Below are 17,868 nucleotides of genomic sequence, written 5' to 3'. Positions count from 1 at the left end.
TTCTATTGAATTTTTACTCGCTTCCTTGGGATCATGCTACATCGAATTGGGATTATTTGAACAACAAATCCGCTAATTTTACCAATTTATTTGGGCAGTTGCTCGCATAAGTAGGGGATGCGCCCACCACAACAAGCCGACAAAGCCAATTACGCCTAGATAGGCGGGACGGATAAATTCTTCCCATTTCAGGGTTTGGCGTCCCTGAATTAGCGCCAGGAAAGGAAAAACCGAGGTACGCTCCTTGACAGACTCAAAGGCGTCGCCATAGCGTTTGGAAAGCCGTTGATCCCCATGCCAAACGCCAAAACAATGGTGCAAAATTAATCCTACCGAGGTGAGTAGAGTGAAGCTTGTGCCAATCCAGAGGGTGTGAGCAATACACCAAATTACCTGTCCCACCATTTGCGGATGTCGGGTAATCCGAATGATTCCGGTTTCGTAGAGATGAACTTGGGGTTTCTGGATGGCGGCGATTTCTAACAGGTTAAATGTAGCAGGGTACAGAAACAAAAAAGAAACCGCTGAAAGCCACCAGACTAGGGACTTGATCCCCGGAATTCCCTGCACCCGCCACAATTGAATCCCATCATAGCGGTGGTTGAAAAAGTAAATAATTAATACAACAGCAAGAGATAGGCTAACCAGAGCAAATAAAATTCGATAGAACCTCGCGCCAATCCGTTGTTCAGCCCAAGGTCGCAATGCAGCTAGACCACTATGCGCGATCGCAAAGCTCAAAAGTAGTCCAGCCATTACCCAATGACTGGATGTCACGTTAGTCCAGACCCCCATAAATCCTGATGCCCTTGAAAGTTGCCCAATTTATCCTAGCAAGAATACTCAAGGACTTGATCCCGTGTTGTGTTACTGTCGATTTCAGGCACAGGTTTACACGTTCGTTGTTGGCAATTCCTACTATCGTTGACGTTAAATCCCATCTTCAACCCCCCTGGGATTGCCTGTTATTGCTCCTTTTTTGATGGTTTAGCTCCTATGTCTGACCTTCCTTTCACTCTCGATCAACTCCGGATTCTCAAAGCAATCGCTTCTGAGGGGAGTTTTAAACGTGCGGCGGATAGTTTGTACGTTTCCCAACCGGCTGTGAGTTTACAAGTGCAAAACTTGGAACGACAGCTTGATGTCCCCTTATTTGACCGAGGCGGGCGTCGCGCTCAATTGACAGAAGCCGGACACTTACTCCTAAGCTACGGTGAAAAGATTCTCACCCTTTGTCAGGAAACCTGTCGGGCGATTGAGGATTTACAGAATCTCCAGGGTGGGACGCTGATTGTGGGCGCCTCTCAAACCACGGGAACCTATCTCTTACCTCGAATGATTGGCTTGTTTCGACAGCAGTATCCGGATGTGTCGGTACAATTACAAGTCCACTCAACGCGCCGTACTTCTTGGTCTGTGTCCAATGGACAGGTTGATTTAGCTATCATTGGCGGTGAAGTCCCCACGGAACTTCAAGAAACGTTACATATTATGCCCTACTCGGAAGACGAGTTGGCGTTCATTTTACCCGCCTTCCACCCCCTGGCAAAGGTGGGAACCGTGCATAAGGAGGATTTGTATAAGTTACAATTTATTGCACTCGACTCCCAATCCACGATTCGTAAGGTAATCGACCAGGTTCTCACGCGCTGTGATATTGATACCCGACGCCTGAAGATTGAGATGGAACTCAACTCAATTGAGGCAATTAAAAACGCCGTGCAATCAGGATTGGGTGCAGCATTTGTATCTATTTCAGCCATCGAAAAAGAATTGCAAATGGGTGTCTTACACCGAGCAACGATAGAAGGCGTCGTGGTGAAGCGAACGCTGTCTTTAATCGTCAATCCCCATCGCTACCGTTCCAAAGCCGCCGAAGCCTTCAGTCGGGAAATTTTGCCCCAGTTTGCGCCTCCAGGATGGGAAGAAAAACCCCCTTCCTCGCCGCCAATAACTGCTCCTAAATTGAATTCGGCATCGTCTCAACCTGCATCGTCTCAATCGACAGGTTAAGGAAGATTGCTCGAAAGGTTTTCGGTTGAAATTGCCTGAGTGTAGAGGTGTGAGAGTGTAGGAGCAAGATTAAGCTACCTGTAGGGGTACGACATGTCGTGCCTCTACTCGGGAATGAATTGTCTGTGGGGTATTCCGGAGGCTTGGATTAAAACAAATCCCGCAGGGGGTTGCTTTTTATGCTACCCTGCTAGAGCAGAAATTAAAAAAGCACCAACCAGAGCGATCGCCAATGTGCCAGCATTATTGTCTGTCATAAGCCGCCCTGTCCAATCACCCCGTATTATATAGGATTACCGTGTACTCTATAAAATCGCCAACATGGAGCTTGATATTCAGTCGGGATAATCACTTAAAGTTGAGAGAAAAACACACATTTTTAGCTAGAAGCGGTAGTCTATCTAGGAAAAGGTGAGAGGAGTAAGGTTGTGGAAGTTGTCAAAGAGTACGTCCAGCGGTGGTACGAAAGTGGATTAGCGCCCGACGAATATGTTTGCCATCAAAAGCAGGGAAATTTAGTCGAGATAGAATCAGTCGCCACAGGAAAGCGTCAGACGGTTCTCACGTTCTGTACGAATGATGTCTTGGGTCTGGTTCAGAACGAGGCGGTTCGCCAAGCAGCGGTTGATGCTATTTTTCAATATGGTACGTCCAACAGTTCAACCTCAGTCCTGAGTGGTCGCATCGATTTGCATCGGCAGCTCGAGCAAGAGATTTCGGAGTTTAAGCACCTACCCCATACCCAACTCTTTTTGAATGCGTGGATGGCGATGCAAGCCCTAATGGATGCGTTCTGCCATTTGGCTATTCCCGTTCCTGGCTTTCAGCATACCCGTGAGACATTAATTTTGACTGATGTCCTCAACCATGGCTGTATTCTCTCAGCCGTCGTCAACGCGGGAACTCGTTCTGGAAAGTTATTTGGTCATAGTCCGCGTGTGCGGGTGAGAGCCTATCGCCACTGTGATGTAGAGGACTTATCGCGGAAACTGCGTCGCTATGCTCGTCCCCAAGATCGAATTATGGTGATTTCTGATGCAGTGTTCTCCATGGATGGGGATATTGCCCCCCTCCCCGATATGATCGAGGTGCTGCGACATTACGAAGGCAGTGTCTTGGTGATGGATGAAGCTCATGCTAGTGGGGCGATTGGGGCGACAGGTGGCGGCATCTATGAGCATTTTGGCATCCTACCCCAATACACCATGGAGCAAGGTGTTGTGCCGCTGATTATGACCACATTCTCTAAGTTTGCCGCATCAGCAGGGGCGGCAATTAGCAGTCCTCTGGCAGAATTGATTCCCTTATTAAATGTTTCGCCCACGTCTATCGGTACGGTTTCCTTGTCGCCACCTCTAGCAGCCGCCGCCTTAGAGAGCATCCGTCAGGTGCGCCGTCATCCCGACATGGTGAAAAAGCTTCAGGCAAATACTCGCTACTTGCGATCGCGCTTAGTCGAAGCCGGATTTGATGCCATTGGTGAAACGAACGTGATCCCGGTTATTTTACCCTCAGAAATTAATCCGAAATTGTTTGGTCAGTATATGTTAGAGAATCATGGGATTTGGGTATCACCCATTTGGTTTATTGCTAAACCCCGTATCCGGATGACGGCAAATGCTCTGCATACTAAGGAGGAAATGGATAAATTAGTCGCCGCCATGGTAGCAACACGAGATTTTTTATATAAACCCATGATCAGCGCCTAACTCGTCTTGGGTTATTGGTTATTTGACGAATGACAAATGACAAATGACAAAATTCGCACTGTAACCACTCCAGCCGACCAGGACTTGTTTCTGGATGTGCCTGCACGAGTCTATGGGAATGATCCCAATTGGATACCGCCGCTGCGTAGCGATGTAGCGAAGCAATTTGCCCCCGATAATCCCTTTTTTGGCTACGGCAAATTACAGCAATTTATTGCCCTCGACTCGTCCCACCCTTCCCAAGCGGTGGGGCGAATTGTGGCGGCGGTGAATCAACGGTTAATTGAACGAGAGGGAAAAACGGTTGGTTTATTTGGATTTTTTGAGTGTGTCCCAGATTGCGCGATCGCGCAATCTCTCCTGAATGCGGCTTGTCAGTGGTTACGAGAACAAGGAATGACTGTGGCGCGGGGACCGATTGATTTATCGACCCACAATAATTGTTTATTTTTGGTCGATGGCTTTGATACACCGCCCATGGTGATGATGCCCTATAACCCCCCCTACTATCCCGAATTTTTGGAAAAAGATGGCTGGCAGAAAGCGAAGGATACTTATGCTTATGATTTTCCTTTAGATAAGCCCTTATCGGATAAATTTAAGAAAGCCTATCAGATTGCCTGTAAATCGGGTATTACGTTTCGTCCGATTAGAACCAAAGGGGAAGGATTTGAACAAGATTGTATCAGCCTTTATCACCTTTTTAACCGTGCCTTTGCCAACAACTGGAGTTCTGCACCGAGAACGGAAGCCGAATTTCTAGAAGAAGCCAAGTCATTACAGAGTTTAGTTGATCCAGATGTTTTTCCCATTGCCGAAGACAAGGGTGAAATGATCGGCTTTTTTATGGGATTACCGGACTATAATATTCCCCTAAAACACGTTAAGGGTAAACTAAACTGGCTAGGAATTCTTAAGTTTATTTGGCATCGTCGCCAGATTGACCAAGGACGGGTAATTGCGATTGCTTCATTGCCAGAATATCGCCGCAAAATGGTGCCGCTGGCGTTAATTTATTTGGGTATGCAAGGGGGAATTAAGAAAGGCAAGCCCTATAAGCGAGCAGAACTAGGTTGGGTTTGGGAAGATAATTTCCCGTCTCGTAAGTTGATTGAAGCGTCGGGGGGGACAATTTATAAAACCTATCGAATTTATGAAAAAACGCTGTAGTCAGTTGATGCGGTTAGCGATTAAATCCAGGTTTCCCGCCCCCCGTTATAATTCAGTCCGCGTAGGCGGACTTAGTTTGTGTAGCAGCGATTTTAATCGCCGTGGCAAAAATGGGGTAAACAATACTTGATCATCACGCCTAGCTTAGGCAGGTAATACAATTGAATCAAGGTATCAAGGGCAGTTCACTATGACAACAACAACTCAAACCCTCACCCTAGCTGACTTTCTCAAACTTCCTGAAACCCAACCACCTAGAGAATTTATGGACGGTAAAATCTATCAAAAACCCATACCACAAGGGAAACACAGCACTCTCCAAATATGCCTCGCCAATACAGTAAACGAGGTGGGATTTCCTGAAAAAATAGCTTATGCTTTCCCAGAATTGCGCTGCACGTTTGGCGGACGCTCTATTGTGCCAGATGTTGCGGTATTTCAATGGGAGAGAATTCCCTTCGATGCTGATGGAGAAGTAGCAAACGTATTTGAATGTTCTCCAGATTGGACAATTGAAATTCTTTCATCAGATCGGTCACAAACAAAGGTAACAGATAATATTTTATTCTGTCTCAGAGATCAAACCCGTTTGGGGTGGTTAATTGACCCCCATGAGAAAGCAGTAATCTGTTTTTATCCCAATCAATTACCAGAAATTATACGACAACCAGAGGATAGACTACCTGTACCCGATTTCCTCAGTCTACAGCTAACTATTGAACAGGTATTCTCCTGGTTGAAACTGGGACAGCGTTTGTAAATTATATTAAATTATATTAAATCCAGGTTTCCCGCCCCCGTTATAATTCAGTCCGCGTAGGCGGACTTTGTTTGTGTAGCAGCGATTTTAATCGCCGTGGCAAAAATGGGGTAAAAAATGCGGATTTTGGATTACAAGTGTGCGATCGCGCCAATCTCTTTGCGCCAATTTACACAGTATTGTTAATTAATATACTACAAGCCTTGTGATTGGTGGGTTACGGCGGACACCAAATTAAATGGTGATTTTTTGAATTGAATTACCGCCTAACCCACCCTACCTGGTATTATATATTGAGTCAGATTATACCAGTTCCTCTGTTGATAAACAATCTATTTATGCGGCGCTGGGTGTTCCAGAATTGTGGAGATATACTCGTCAAACTCTCCAGGTTTATCAATTAGTTGAAGGAGAATATGAACCGAGAGAACAAAGCATGACGTTTCCCTTTTTACCTGTAACCGAGATTCCCGGTTTTATTGAACAAAGTAATCTCCAGGGACAGCGAACAGCCGTGCGGTTGTTTCGCCAACGAATTCGAGAACTTTTACAAAATCAATAGAAAATCAGCCCGGAGTTCAAACTCTGGGCTAAGAGCTTAAACCCGTTTAAACGGGTTCAAAGACTTCTCCAGTAAGCTAAAGCTTACTTTAGCTTTCAGCCGGAAATTTATTTCCTGGCTATGCTTATCTAGTCAGCTTTAGCTGACTTAAGCTTTTAGCCTTGGGTTTGAACCCAAGGCTGGTTAACGCTAACAGCCAGGAGGTGTGATGAAAGCCCTAGTCACCGGAGCCAACGGATTTACCGGTTCTCATTTAGTTAAAGCCTTAGAACAACGGGGGGATACCGTTGTCGGTTTCGTCCGCAAGTCTAGCAACCTTCAGCGTCTCTCGGATTGCCAAGTCGAACTGGTTTACGGCGATATTAGCGATCGCGACGCCCTAAAAACAGCCATGACTGGGGTAGACTGGGTATTTCACACCGCTGCTTATGTGGAATTAGGACTCGTGGATGCCAAAGAAATGGAACGGGTGAATGTTGAGGGAACTCGCGCTGTTTTAGAGGTGGCTCAAGCGGTTGGTGTAGCCAAACTCGTCTACTGTAGCACCATTGGCGTGTTTGGTGACACTAAAGGTCAAGTGGTGAATGAAACCTTTCAACGCCAACAAACCGACTTTTCCGGGGCTTATGACAGCACCAAATACCAAGCCCAACAAATTGTAGACCAATTTGCCGCCCAAGGCTTACCCGTGGTGAGTATCCTCCCGTCTGGTATCTTTGGTGCAGATGACCCCCATTTTGGTCCCGTACTCAAGCAATTTCTCAAAGGCGGCTTAAAAGTATGGGCGGGGGGCGATCGCATTACCGGAATTGTCCACGTTGATGACTTAGCTAACGCCATGATTCTGGCAGCCCAAAAAGGTCAACCGGGCGAAAAATATATCATTTCGGCGGGCGATCTTTCCACCCGTGAGATGTTCACCCTTCTCAGTCAAGACACTGGGATTCCAGTTCCGGTGGAAGCCCCCAAACCCTTGGTGAGACTCGCCGGAAACATCCTTGACCCCATCGGACGCCTGTTGAATTGGCAACCGCCCCTGAGTCGGGAACGGGTGCATTACGTCTATGATCGGTGCGTGCGCGTCGATGCAACCAAAGCGCGTCAAGACTTAGGCTGGAATCCGCGATCGGTATCCCAAACCCTCAGTGAGATTGTCAGGATCATGAAAACCCAATCCTAGATCGCCACTACAACTACAAGCTAGGGAAAAACCCCCTACCCTGGATTTTGACTCGTTGCCGAATCGGATAAGATATCAAGGCACAATTGAATGGCAACAACCTAGGGAAACTCCGGTGTAAGTCCGGGGCTGTGCGGCAACTGTCAAGGTTGAAATGGCACGCTCTTTAAGGTTTGTAGTCGATGCTTCAGTGTTTATGGCGAAGACAGCGCAACGACGAACCTCGCTGACGTTCCACCTAAGCCAGAATACCTAGCTGTTGCTTGTCCACCCTATATTCCTGCCTCGCACGGGAAGGGAGCTTAATTTTAATGCCGACTGTAGATACGACTCATTTCACCCCAGATTCACTATCTTTGCCACCACTCCCCCTTAACCGCCCCCTGTTAATGATTGGTCACGGTAGCCGGGATATGCAAGGGCGTCAGGGGTTTTTGGATTTTGCCCAGGCTTACCAAGGGTTAGACTCGTCTCGCCCGGTTGTTCCTTGTTTTCTGGAATTAACTACTCCCAGTATTCAGGAGGGCGTAGACCAATGTGTGGCACAAGGGTATACAGAATTCTCCGTCCTGCCGATTTTGCTATTTGCAGCGCGACATAATAAATTTGATGTCACCAACGAGTTAGACCGCGCTAAAGCCAGACATCCGCAAATCCGATTCTATTATGGGCGTCATTTTGGCATTACTCCGGCAATTCTGGAGTTATGGCATCGGCGACTGGCTGAACTGGATCAACCATCAGAGAACAGTTCAATGTCCTCAATTCCCAGAAGTGAAACGGTTCTTCTAGTTGTTGGTCGCGGTTCTAGTGATCCCGATGCCAATGGTGATGTTTACAAATTAGCGCGTCTGCTCTGGGAAGGCAGTGGCTACAAAACGGTGGAAATCTGCTTTATTGGGATTACTCATCCCCGGTTAGAGGAAGGATTCAATCGCGCTCGACTTTTCCAGCCTAAGCGGATTATTGTTCTGCCTTATTTCCTGTTTACTGGAGTGCTGGTGAAAAAAATATTTGATATCACAGCGCAGCAGCAGGAGCAATATCCGGATATTACGATGACCTGTTTACCGGAAATGGGTATTCAACCGGAATTACTCTCGGTATTGCGGGAACGAGAAATCGAGACGCAACTGGGACAGGTGCAGATGAATTGTGAATTGTGTAAGTTCCGATTAGCGGCAGTGGGGGATAATACGGGTCACACTCATAATCATGATCACGGTCATCACCATGATCATCACCACCATAGCCATAATCACTCAGAGCATCCTCCTGACCCTTACGCTGAACCCGAAGCTTACCATCAGCGCATTTGGCAAGTTCCTTAAATTGGTCTTATGTCTTATGGCTTATGGCTTATGTCATTGGTTTTTGCTAATGATTCATGATCGGTCATGTTCTGACACCAACGTTTGAGGAAAGGGCGACCCGAGCCAATTGAGTAGATACAGTTGTCGATTTGTGGAGGCGGGTCGCCCCTACATAAGAATGACGGAGGTTTAATTGATCAGGGGTGCGATCGCCAGAAGGTATCTTAAGATTTATTACCCGTGTGGCAAGATCTCGTCATAAGCTAGGAACTGATCAGCACTGACCCATACCGAGTAATATGTCTGAAGAATTTAAAGTTGGCGATCGCGTTCGCCTAATTGCCCTACCCCGCTATGTTAAAACAGCCGAACCTATGCCGATGCTGCGACCTCCGGACGTGATTAGCATTGGTGAAGAAGGGGTGATCCTTGATCGACGTCCCGGCGGATTTTGGGGAGTTCGCTTTTCTAAGGGCGCTTTTTTACTGGATAGTCAATACCTTGAGACAGTAGAGAGTCATCAGCATTCTGATCCCAATCCGCCCTCATCCTCTCCCGAATAATCGGCTCACAGCCTTCTGCCTTCTACCTTGGAGCCTTGTTAACCTGAATTTAGTATGAGCTACAACAACCCGGATCAATACAATGGTGTCCGGTAAGTACTACTACACCGAATCAATATCCAAAATTGCAGTAGCACTTTGCCGAATTGATTCCTGTACAGTTGAGAATAATAATAATTGGCAGTCTGAGCGTGAAGTGGGAGATAGATTTGTACAGCTTCCTAGAGTCTCTCGGCATTGCTAACCCTAGTGGCAGTGGCTGGCTAGCAGTTATATTCACCTTCGGGTTAGCGTGGGGGGTAACCTGGTGTTTGATTCCAGCAGTACGCTCATTTGCACTGCAAGTGGGTTGGGCGGATCAACCGAATGCCCGACGACTCAATCAAGAACCCCTACCTAACGCGGGTGGATTGGCAATTTATGCGGGTGTCATAGCGGCGCTAGTCCTGGCTACTCTATTAAGACCCATTGTCATCGAAGGCGTCTTAGCCCAAGTGCTGACGATTTTGCTCGGTGGTTCCATCCTCGTCCTCGTGGGCTTTATCGATGACCAATTTGGTCTACCTGCGTATGTACGCCTGTTTAGTCAAACCCTTACCGCCCTCTTACTGATTGCCAGCGATATCCGCATCGAAACGCCTTTTGGCACTCCCATTGACCCAATATTCTCCATTGTGTTGACCTGGTTGTGGGTTGTGGGAATTACCAATGCGATTAATTTAATGGATGGAATGGATGGTTTGGCGGGTGGGATCAGCTTCATTACCGCCATGAGTTTGTTAGCAGTTTCGGCGCAATTTGAAACGAGAGCCGCCGCCACCTTACTTTTGGCAGCCTTAGGAGGTGCTGCACTGGGATTTTTACGACACAATTTCTATCCCTCCCGAATCATTATGGGAGATGCGGGGGCTTACTTTTTTGGCTATGTGCTAGCCGCAACCAGTATTTTAGGCAACCTGAAAGTGACGACGGTATTTGCTCTAGTACCGCCCGCATTCTTTTTATTATTGCCTGTGCTAGATACGACTCAGGTATTTGTTCGGCGACTCATGGCGGGAAAAAACCCACTGAAAACTCCAGGCAAAGATCACTTACACCACCGCTTACTAGCTTGGGGTTTTTCTCAACGTCATGCGGCTTTTACCCTGTGGGGGGTGACGTTGGCATGTAACGGACTGGCGATGAAACTGCAAGGGATGACCTCAATGGTGATTATTGTTACAAGTGGTACTATAATTATTCTTCTAAGTTTTACCCTTTGGCAAAGACTACAGGCGAAATAAAAAGGCTAATAAGTAGGTGGGGACAATTTTCCAGAATGTCAAAAGTTAAATCACTGAAACAACTACGGATCAGTAATAACCTTCTGCCTTTTGCGATAAGTTAGATACTTCGATTATTGAACTGATGTGATTAGGGGAGCATCTACCTAAAGAGATGGAAATTAGCGCAGTCAATTCAACCCCAAGATAGGAGAAAAATTCTTATATATGAGTCATTGACTCAGCAAGTTTGCATTCAGGCTGCCGATAATAATTTAGGTCAGGTAAATTGTATATAATCTGGCACTATATTACTGAAATACGTCTTCGCGTATACCGAACTTCTCCCTTAAGTTAGTAATAATTTATAGGAGTCGGATGTTAATCTAAAACTTGGAAATTAGGAATCGCCTAAAACCATTAAGGTCATGTTTCCAGATTCATAATCCAGAATCGATAAAATATAATCGTAATAATCTTCAATTCCTTGTCGCTCAGTCCAAATCCTAAACTTTATTCTTGTCCGACTCCTTACGATATTTATAATTTAAGCTAAACTTTAGATCTAATTAATAAGTCATAGGATTATAATCATGAATAGACTAAAATGCAACCAACCTGTTTTATCGGACAGTCAAATTATAAAAATCCTCTTAATTGAAGATAACCGTGTAGAAGCTGAATTAATCCAAGAATTATTTTCAGAAGTAAACAGTAATCAATTCGCCATAACCCATGCTCAACGCTTGAGTCAGGGCATAAAAAAATTGATAGACTTTACCTTCGACATTATTTTACTCGATCTATCTCTTCCGGATAGTCAAGGACTAAATACTGTAATTCAAGTCAAAGCAAAAGCGCCCACGACTCCGATTGTTGTTTTAACCTCTCTTAACGATCAAAAGTTGGCAATTCAAGTGGTTCGTGAAGGCGCTCAAGATTATTTAATAAAGGGGCAATTTGCTGGAGAAAACTTGATCCGGGCTATACGCTACGCCATTGAACGGGAACGCGATCGCGAGTCAATTCGACAGCAGGCTAAACGGGAGCGGATTTTAGAGCGTATGGTTGAGCAGATCCGACGCTCATTAGATCTCGAAGAAATTTTACACACCACTGTCACCCAAATCCGTCAATTCCTGAAAACCGATCGGGTTCTCATCTATCGCTATCAAGCAGATAAATCTCCTACTATGCTTTTAGAAGCGGCTGACTATAGCAATAGTTATCCAGAGATTCCGGCAATTCATGAACTTTTTAATTTGCCTCAGATATTGTCCGACAATGAAGAGTTTATTCAAGTTATTAACAGTAAAAAAATGTCTAACCTAAAACCAAAATTGTTCAATTTGCACAAGCAATCTGTTTTAGCGATACCCATCTGTAACAGTGAGTCTGATCTAAAAAAACCTCAGTCTCCTGTGTACCATCAATTATGGGGGATAATTATCGCTCATCATTGTACCCCTAATCGTCAATGGCAAACTTGGGAAATTGATTGTTTAAACCAGTTAGTCAAACAGGTGTCTATTGCGATTCAACAATCAGAACTTTATCAAAAGGTAAAGACAGACAACCAACATCTACAGAAACTGGTCAAAATAGACAGTTTAACCGGAATTGCCAATCGCCGCCGTTTCGATCAAGTCTTAGCCGAGGAATTAATCTGTTCTAGACGTAACTTAACTCCTCTATCCTTAATCTTGTGTGATATTGACTTTTTTAAAGCCTACAACGATACCTACGGTCATTGGGTGGGAGATAATTGTTTAAAAGAAGTTGCTGAAGCCATCTGCCAAGCGGCTCAACGACCGAGTGATTTAGTCGCTCGTTATGGCGGTGAAGAATTTGTCGTGATTCTTTCCAATACAGATAATCCAGGCGCTTTTATCGTTGCCCAAAAAATCCGCTACCAAATGGATAAACTCAAGCGTCCCCATGCTAAATCTCCGATTCATCCCTGGGTAACGCTCAGTTTAGGAATTGCGACAACGACTCCATCCCATCAACTTTCGTCCAGTGAATTAGTCCAACTAGCCGATCGCGCCCTCTACAAAGCCAAAGCCTTAGGACGCGATCGCATTTTCTCCGCTAACTCTGACCCGGATTTTCAGGTTTGAGCGGGGAAGCTGGGGAGGATATGGTTTTGTGTAGGGGCGGGTTTTCGGTCATCCGTGTCAACTTAAGCTCAACCCCTCACCCCCAGCCCCTCTCCCACGCCGGGGAGAGGGGAGCAAATGGTTTTCGGTTGCACCCATAAGTGACTAAACCCGCCCCGACTTAACCCTTTTGCCATCTACCTTATCCCTACCAAAGACGATTACGACTGGTGTTAACTCGCGCTCCCTGAGTGCGATTGACTTCATCCAAAAATATCTCGGTTTCCTCAACTAAACGATTCAACTCTAGACAATCTGCACAAGCTGGATTCGGATTTCCCGGTTCTCTAGCAAATCGACGCGGAGCCTCTGGCTGAACTGCATTACAGCAACCCTCAGCCGCTTCTTCTAAGGCTTGATCCAGACGACGGGCATTCTCTAATATGGCTGGATCTAATTCGCCATCTTGATCAAAAATAGGTGCAGTATTATTCCAGATATTCGTTCCGGTAATATCGCCCTGGCTTGGGGGTTGAGCATTAGCAGATGTTGAGATTAACCCAGTACCCATGACTAACGTTGTTATTGTCCAAACTATCCGTTGCTTTACTTTCATCACACTCACTCCATATTCCAATTTATACAACACTCAGTCAGGGCGGGTTCTGCACAAACGTTATCATCAATGCAAAAAGAAAGTCCCTAAACCCGCCCCTACGTCAGGGTAGATTTTGCACAAACGTTATCATCAATGCAAAAAGAAAGTCCCTAAACCCGCCCCTACGTCAGGGCGGATTTTGCACAAACGTTATCATCAACAGCAAAAAGAAAGTCCCTAAACCCGCCCCTACATACTCAAAACTTAAACGCGAACCCTGCACCCAAAACAAATCGCGCCCCATCTCCAGCTCCAGCAATATCTCGCAATGCTGGGGTAATCACCAATGGGATATTTTTAAAGGGAGCAATAGACACACCCACACCCAAGTCTTGTCCCGTCCATTCAGCAATTAAACTCACAGGTTCAGCCACCCGCACCGCAACGTTACCAAACACATTAATCGTGCCATTATCATCCTCTACCGCCTCCTCCGTGCGAAACTGCCCATTACCAATTCCTGCCGTTATCGCCACCCGACTAAAGGGTTGATTAATATCCTCTCGTGTCCGAATAATCTTACTCACCACGCCATAAACGGAATTCTCAAAGTCATTATCATCACCCAGGTTAATCAAGCCATTCCAACCCGCTGCGACTGCCCAACCTTGGGGTAAGCGACGATGCACTTTAGCGTTAAAACCACCACTGCCAAAATCCCGACTCGACCCGAAACTGGCAAGTGCGTATGAAAGTTCTACCCCCACAGACTTCTCAGCATCACCCAACCCAATCCCAATGCCTAACGCCCCATCATCAACATCACTATAGCGGGTGCGTTCTTGATAGGTAGCGCTAACAAACCCTGTATTGCGATGAGCGCCATAGGCTGTAGGAATGACAATACTCAGAGCTGGAGAGGCGCGTAATTGAGATTGAATGTCTATATCTTCGAGCGATCGCAACTCTTCTTGCAAGCGGTTAACCTCCCGACAGGGTGAGGGTTGTGTCCGTTGATTGGGTGCTTGTGCCAACATCGTTTGTTGAGTCGCACTACAGGGCTTTTTCGGATTAAGGGCAACAGGTTGTCTGTTTTCCTTATCCTCCTTGTCGGCGTGATTTTCCCTGTCTATGGCAAAGGTATTGACATCAGTATCATCTTGTGTATATTCGTCCACTCTAGATTGGCGATTTGTCCCTGTCTGTCTAGCACTCACCACAGTTGGCACAATTTGGTCGGGACGTTCTAATTCTGGCGATGCTATCTCCAACTCAGATGCGTCTAGAGTGGGCAAGGTTAACTCGGATTCCCCGGAAAACTCAAGCTTAATTCTATCTTCCTCTATTGTCGAACCACTGCCCTCTACCTTCGATTCTGGTGTAAATTCCTGGACAATAATAGATTCTGGTGAGGCAACAGCTTGAGCGCTAGTTGTTGATGTTACTGATGATCCTGCCTGGGTTTCACTGGGTTCAATTGGGGTTGGGACAGCAATATCAGGCTGATAGGTTGTCTTCACTGAAGACGTTGCCCAAGCGGGATGGAAAAAACCGGGGACAGCAAATGCCGCTACGCTATAGAGGGCAAGGCTAGAAACATTCTGTAGAGATGAGTTCAGGCGGCTATTGCTTTTTTTATCTAACGTTTGCGGAACAGGTTGATGTTCCCTTGTGTAACATTTAGTAGCAGGATGTAAATTTTGATAACGACCATTCGCGTTCAGTTTGGCTGTCACAGTCTTAAATCCTTCCAAGGGTGTTGTCTTGTTTTACAGAAATTGCCTTCTGGATTCAGGACAAAACTCGCCACCCCGGAAAGGTCGCGTCAACTGAGTTATTTTCTTTTCGCCAGAGATTACCCTGCCTTCTTGTGAATTATGGCAATTGCATCAGATGCTCATCTGACTTCAACTTGTTTTCTCAAAGCAATTATACAGAATCATAAGAATTTTAAAAAAATTATAAATTATCTCGATCACCAAAAAAAGCCAACAAAAAACACCGATAAAATAAATAACGGAATCCCTTAAGCGAAGACACTTCTAAATTACAGATTGTCTGTTCCCTGTTCCCTGTTCCCTATTTTTAAACACCTAAGCATGTCTCGACCTACCGTATACATCGCGATCACCAACCATGGCTTTGGTCATGCGGTTCGTGCGGCTTGTGCCGCCGCCGCCATCCAAAATCTCTGTCCAGACATCCTACTAATTTTAGTAACCACAGCCCCACGTTGGTTATTGGACTCTTATATTCCCGGAGATTTTATTCATCGCCCCCGCGCCTTTGATATTGGCGTGATTCAGTCGGATAGCTTGACCATGGATAAGGGGGCGACATTGGCAAAACTCAAGCAAATTCGTGCCTCGGAAAATTCAATCATTGCCGGTGAAGTTAATTTTATCCAAACCAATCGTGTGGAACTTGTACTCGCAGATATTCCCCCCTTAGCTGCCAAAATCGCTAAAACCGCAGGGGTTCCCGGTTGGATGATGAGTAACTTTGGCTGGGACTTTATTTACCGGGCGTGGGGTGGAGAATTTGTCGAGATTGCGGATTGGATTAGCGAATGTTACAGCGTCTGCGATCGCTTGTTTCGTCTCCCCTTACACGAACCGATGACAGCATTCCCCGAGATCACCGATGTCGGACTCACGGGGGGAACACCCAGTTATCCAGTCAGCCAGTTGCGAGAAAAATTTGGGTTAACCTCACCCCCAGAGAAAACAGTATTACTCACCTTTGGTGGACTTAGTTTGCAGGCAATTCCCTACAGTACACTGTCTCAGTTTCCCGACTGGCAATTCATCACCTTTGATCCCCATGCCCCCGATTTACCCAATTTAGTGAAAATTTTGGGTCGAGACTATCGCCCTGTGGATATGATGCCCTTGTGTGGACGAGTGGTATCTAAACCGGGATACAGTACCTTCGCCGAAGCACTACGTCTAGACATTCCCATCGTTTCCCTCACCCGCGAAGATTTTGCCGAATCTCCCTTGCTACTGGAAGGTATTCAAAATTATGCGTACCATCAAATTGTGACCCCCAAAGAATTTTTCCTAGGTGACTGGGAATTTTTACACCAATCTCTCAATCCTCCCAGACAATCCCAGCCTATCGCCAAAAATGGGGCTGACGCGATCGCACAAGCTGTTGTCCATTATTTACAAACTCTCTCATCTTCCTAACCTGACATGATAGCTACTGTGAATTCTCTGCTAGACAAAACCGCACCTACCTCGAAAACCTCAGATGGATCAGAAACGCCCAAGACAAGCAATAGTCCAGAAACCACTGAAACCCTAGACAAGCCGAAAACGCCAGAGACTACAGAGAGGGTAAAGACAGCTAAAACGCCCAAGACAACGGAAACCGCAAAAAACCAGAAAGGTTCAGAACCCCCTGAAACCGTCAAACCTGCCCAACCCCCTAAAACCCCAGAGGCGACTAAGACGAAAACAGCCAAGACGACGAAAACCACTAAGACGACCAAACCCTCAGACCAGAAAAAAGAAAAAGAGAGTACATCATCGTCTACCCTGGAATTAGCCGCCCATGATGTCCGCTTGGTCATTGATCAGCAACGGGAGCAAAGCCAAAGCTTAACCACGAAGTTAAATATCTTATTTGTTACCAACGGCGCTTTGTTCACTAGCTTAACCATATCACGGTTATTATTCTTTCCCAACGGGTTTAGCCTTGCCGAACTTTTCGGATTTCTGGTAAATTTCACTCTGCTGATCAACGCCTTCTTACCGCGCCAGTTAGCCGTTAGCCCCAATTTGGGCGATAAGAAATTTTTGGAACGTTATCTCGTCCTGTCGCCAGATGAATATCACCTGCGAATGATTGTTAACCTAGTAGAGACCTATAATGCAAACAAGCAGCGATTGGAGGATGTCTCATCATCCTTACAATATTCTGCTTATGTGACCTGGGGGTTAGCCTTGGTTATTACCCTGCATGTTGTAGGGATTTACTTCGTGCCGTTGATTGACCTGAGTAGTTTTGGCTAGGTCTTGCGATTATGACTTCTCAACACGTTCACAACAACTCTTCTGGGAAACGGTTAAATTTACCAGAACCCGACGCAGACAACATCACGGTGTTGACGCGCAACCTGCCCAATAAGCCAATCCTACCGTGGCATCGTTATGATTCTCCTTGGCGGGACCCTCAGGTGAAACAGGCGGATGAGTCTGAGGTACTAGATGATCAGGTATCGGATACCGATGAGGAAGACAGTTCTGAACAGGTTATGGCTGACACTCCAGAGGAATTGGAGGATGACATTGAGGATGACACAGATGAGGCAGAATTGGTAGAGGTGGTTACTGAATTCGTCGAAACATCGGTAACTAATGAATGTGATCAAGAATCCGATGAAACAGAAGCGTTAGAAACCTTAGAACAGGTAGAATCCGCCGAGATAGAATCTGAAGCATCCGACATTAACGTGGAAGACGAATATGATGAAGTCGAAAACGTAGATGAGGAAGACCCTTTAGTCGCCCACCTGTCAGAGAAATTAGGAATTGGCGATCGCGAAGAAGACAATGAGGAGGATGACGAAGAATTCGCTGAAGACGAAGAAGACGAAGACCACGAACTCAAGCAACTGGGTTAGCCTTCTAGC

General features: G+C 46.0%; 17 protein-coding genes. 14 read left to right on the top strand and 3 right to left on the bottom strand.

Annotated features, from left to right (window positions below; translation table 11 throughout):
- Positions 1-78: 78 nt before the first annotated feature.
- Complete coding sequence (locus MC7420_RS06920) at positions 79-756, bottom strand: NnrU family protein (RefSeq protein WP_390434988.1); 678 nt, start codon at positions 754-756, stop codon at positions 79-81.
- Positions 757-996: 240 nt separating this feature from the next.
- Here MC7420_RS06920 and MC7420_RS06915 point away from each other — a divergent pair, with 240 nt between their 5' ends.
- The 11 genes from MC7420_RS06915 (at position 997) to MC7420_RS06870 (ending at position 12,652) form a co-directional block, all read left to right on the top strand.
- Complete coding sequence (locus MC7420_RS06915) at positions 997-2,013, top strand: LysR family transcriptional regulator (RefSeq protein ID WP_006099506.1); 1,017 nt, start codon at positions 997-999, stop codon at positions 2,011-2,013.
- Between the two features lie 428 nt (positions 2,014-2,441).
- On the top strand, positions 2,442-3,722 hold the full coding sequence (locus tag MC7420_RS06910) for an aminotransferase class I/II-fold pyridoxal phosphate-dependent enzyme (protein WP_006099353.1): 1,281 nt from the start codon (positions 2,442-2,444) through the stop codon (positions 3,720-3,722).
- A gap of 36 nt (positions 3,723-3,758) precedes the next feature.
- Complete coding sequence (locus MC7420_RS06905) at positions 3,759-4,892, top strand: hypothetical protein (RefSeq protein WP_006099454.1); 1,134 nt, start codon at positions 3,759-3,761, stop codon at positions 4,890-4,892.
- A gap of 190 nt (positions 4,893-5,082) precedes the next feature.
- Complete coding sequence (locus MC7420_RS06900) at positions 5,083-5,652, top strand: Uma2 family endonuclease (RefSeq protein ID WP_006099547.1); 570 nt, start codon at positions 5,083-5,085, stop codon at positions 5,650-5,652.
- A gap of 71 nt (positions 5,653-5,723) precedes the next feature.
- Positions 5,724-5,861 (top strand): hypothetical protein, encoded by a 138-nt coding sequence (locus MC7420_RS39310; RefSeq protein WP_006099410.1) that lies wholly within the window; start codon positions 5,724-5,726, stop codon positions 5,859-5,861.
- A 44-nt stretch (positions 5,862-5,905) separates the two neighbouring features.
- On the top strand, positions 5,906-6,214 hold the full coding sequence (locus MC7420_RS06895) for a Uma2 family endonuclease (protein WP_052307436.1): 309 nt from the start codon (positions 5,906-5,908) through the stop codon (positions 6,212-6,214).
- A 208-nt stretch (positions 6,215-6,422) separates the two neighbouring features.
- Complete coding sequence (locus MC7420_RS06890) at positions 6,423-7,394, top strand: NAD-dependent epimerase/dehydratase family protein (protein ID WP_006099212.1); 972 nt, start codon at positions 6,423-6,425, stop codon at positions 7,392-7,394.
- 311 nt (positions 7,395-7,705) lie between these two features.
- Positions 7,706-8,725 carry a sirohydrochlorin chelatase gene (locus tag MC7420_RS06885; RefSeq protein WP_006099207.1) on the top strand — a complete coding sequence of 340 codons (1,020 nt, stop codon included), beginning with the start codon at positions 7,706-7,708 and terminating at the stop codon, positions 8,723-8,725.
- 281 nt (positions 8,726-9,006) lie between these two features.
- A complete protein-coding gene (gene sipA, locus MC7420_RS06880; protein WP_006099585.1) occupies positions 9,007-9,270 on the top strand; it encodes a regulatory protein SipA in 264 nt (87 codons plus the stop codon).
- 203 nt (positions 9,271-9,473) lie between these two features.
- On the top strand, positions 9,474-10,553 hold the full coding sequence (locus MC7420_RS06875) for an MraY family glycosyltransferase (RefSeq protein ID WP_044205669.1): 1,080 nt from the start codon (positions 9,474-9,476) through the stop codon (positions 10,551-10,553).
- Positions 10,554-11,125: 572 nt separating this feature from the next.
- Positions 11,126-12,652, top strand: a complete 1,527-nt coding sequence (locus tag MC7420_RS06870) for a diguanylate cyclase domain-containing protein (protein ID WP_006099430.1) — start codon at positions 11,126-11,128, stop codon at positions 12,650-12,652.
- A gap of 187 nt (positions 12,653-12,839) precedes the next feature.
- Here the strand turns inward: MC7420_RS06870 and MC7420_RS06865 are convergent, their stop codons facing one another.
- Both MC7420_RS06865 and MC7420_RS39305 read right to left on the bottom strand, forming a co-directional pair.
- Positions 12,840-13,247 carry a hypothetical protein gene (locus MC7420_RS06865; RefSeq protein WP_157453073.1) on the bottom strand — a complete coding sequence of 136 codons (408 nt, stop codon included), beginning with the start codon at positions 13,245-13,247 and terminating at the stop codon, positions 12,840-12,842.
- A gap of 239 nt (positions 13,248-13,486) precedes the next feature.
- A complete protein-coding gene (locus MC7420_RS39305) occupies positions 13,487-14,965 on the bottom strand; it encodes a hypothetical protein (protein ID WP_157453072.1) in 1,479 nt (492 codons plus the stop codon).
- A gap of 363 nt (positions 14,966-15,328) precedes the next feature.
- Between MC7420_RS39305 and MC7420_RS06855 the strand changes: the two genes are divergently transcribed.
- Genes MC7420_RS06855 through MC7420_RS06845 form a run of 3 tightly spaced genes read left to right on the top strand, consistent with a single transcriptional unit; the run spans position 15,329 to position 17,859 of the window.
- The gene (locus MC7420_RS06855; protein ID WP_006099492.1) at positions 15,329-16,420 is read left to right on the top strand and encodes a hypothetical protein; all 1,092 of its coding nucleotides are present in this window, start codon (positions 15,329-15,331) and stop codon (positions 16,418-16,420) included.
- Between the two features lie 18 nt (positions 16,421-16,438).
- Positions 16,439-17,248: a hypothetical protein gene (locus tag MC7420_RS42335; protein ID WP_006099510.1), complete on the top strand. Its 810-nt coding sequence runs from the start codon at positions 16,439-16,441 to the stop codon at positions 17,246-17,248.
- An 11-nt stretch (positions 17,249-17,259) separates the two neighbouring features.
- The gene (locus MC7420_RS06845) at positions 17,260-17,859 is read left to right on the top strand and encodes a hypothetical protein (protein WP_006099279.1); all 600 of its coding nucleotides are present in this window, start codon (positions 17,260-17,262) and stop codon (positions 17,857-17,859) included.
- The last annotated feature ends 9 nt before the right edge of the window (positions 17,860-17,868 follow it).

Source organism: Coleofasciculus chthonoplastes PCC 7420 (assembly GCF_000155555.1).
GTDB lineage: Bacteria > Cyanobacteriota > Cyanobacteriia > Cyanobacteriales > Coleofasciculaceae > Coleofasciculus > Coleofasciculus chthonoplastes_A.
Note: the sequence above shows the minus strand (reverse complement) of the source record. Positions and strands in the feature narration are given on the sequence as shown.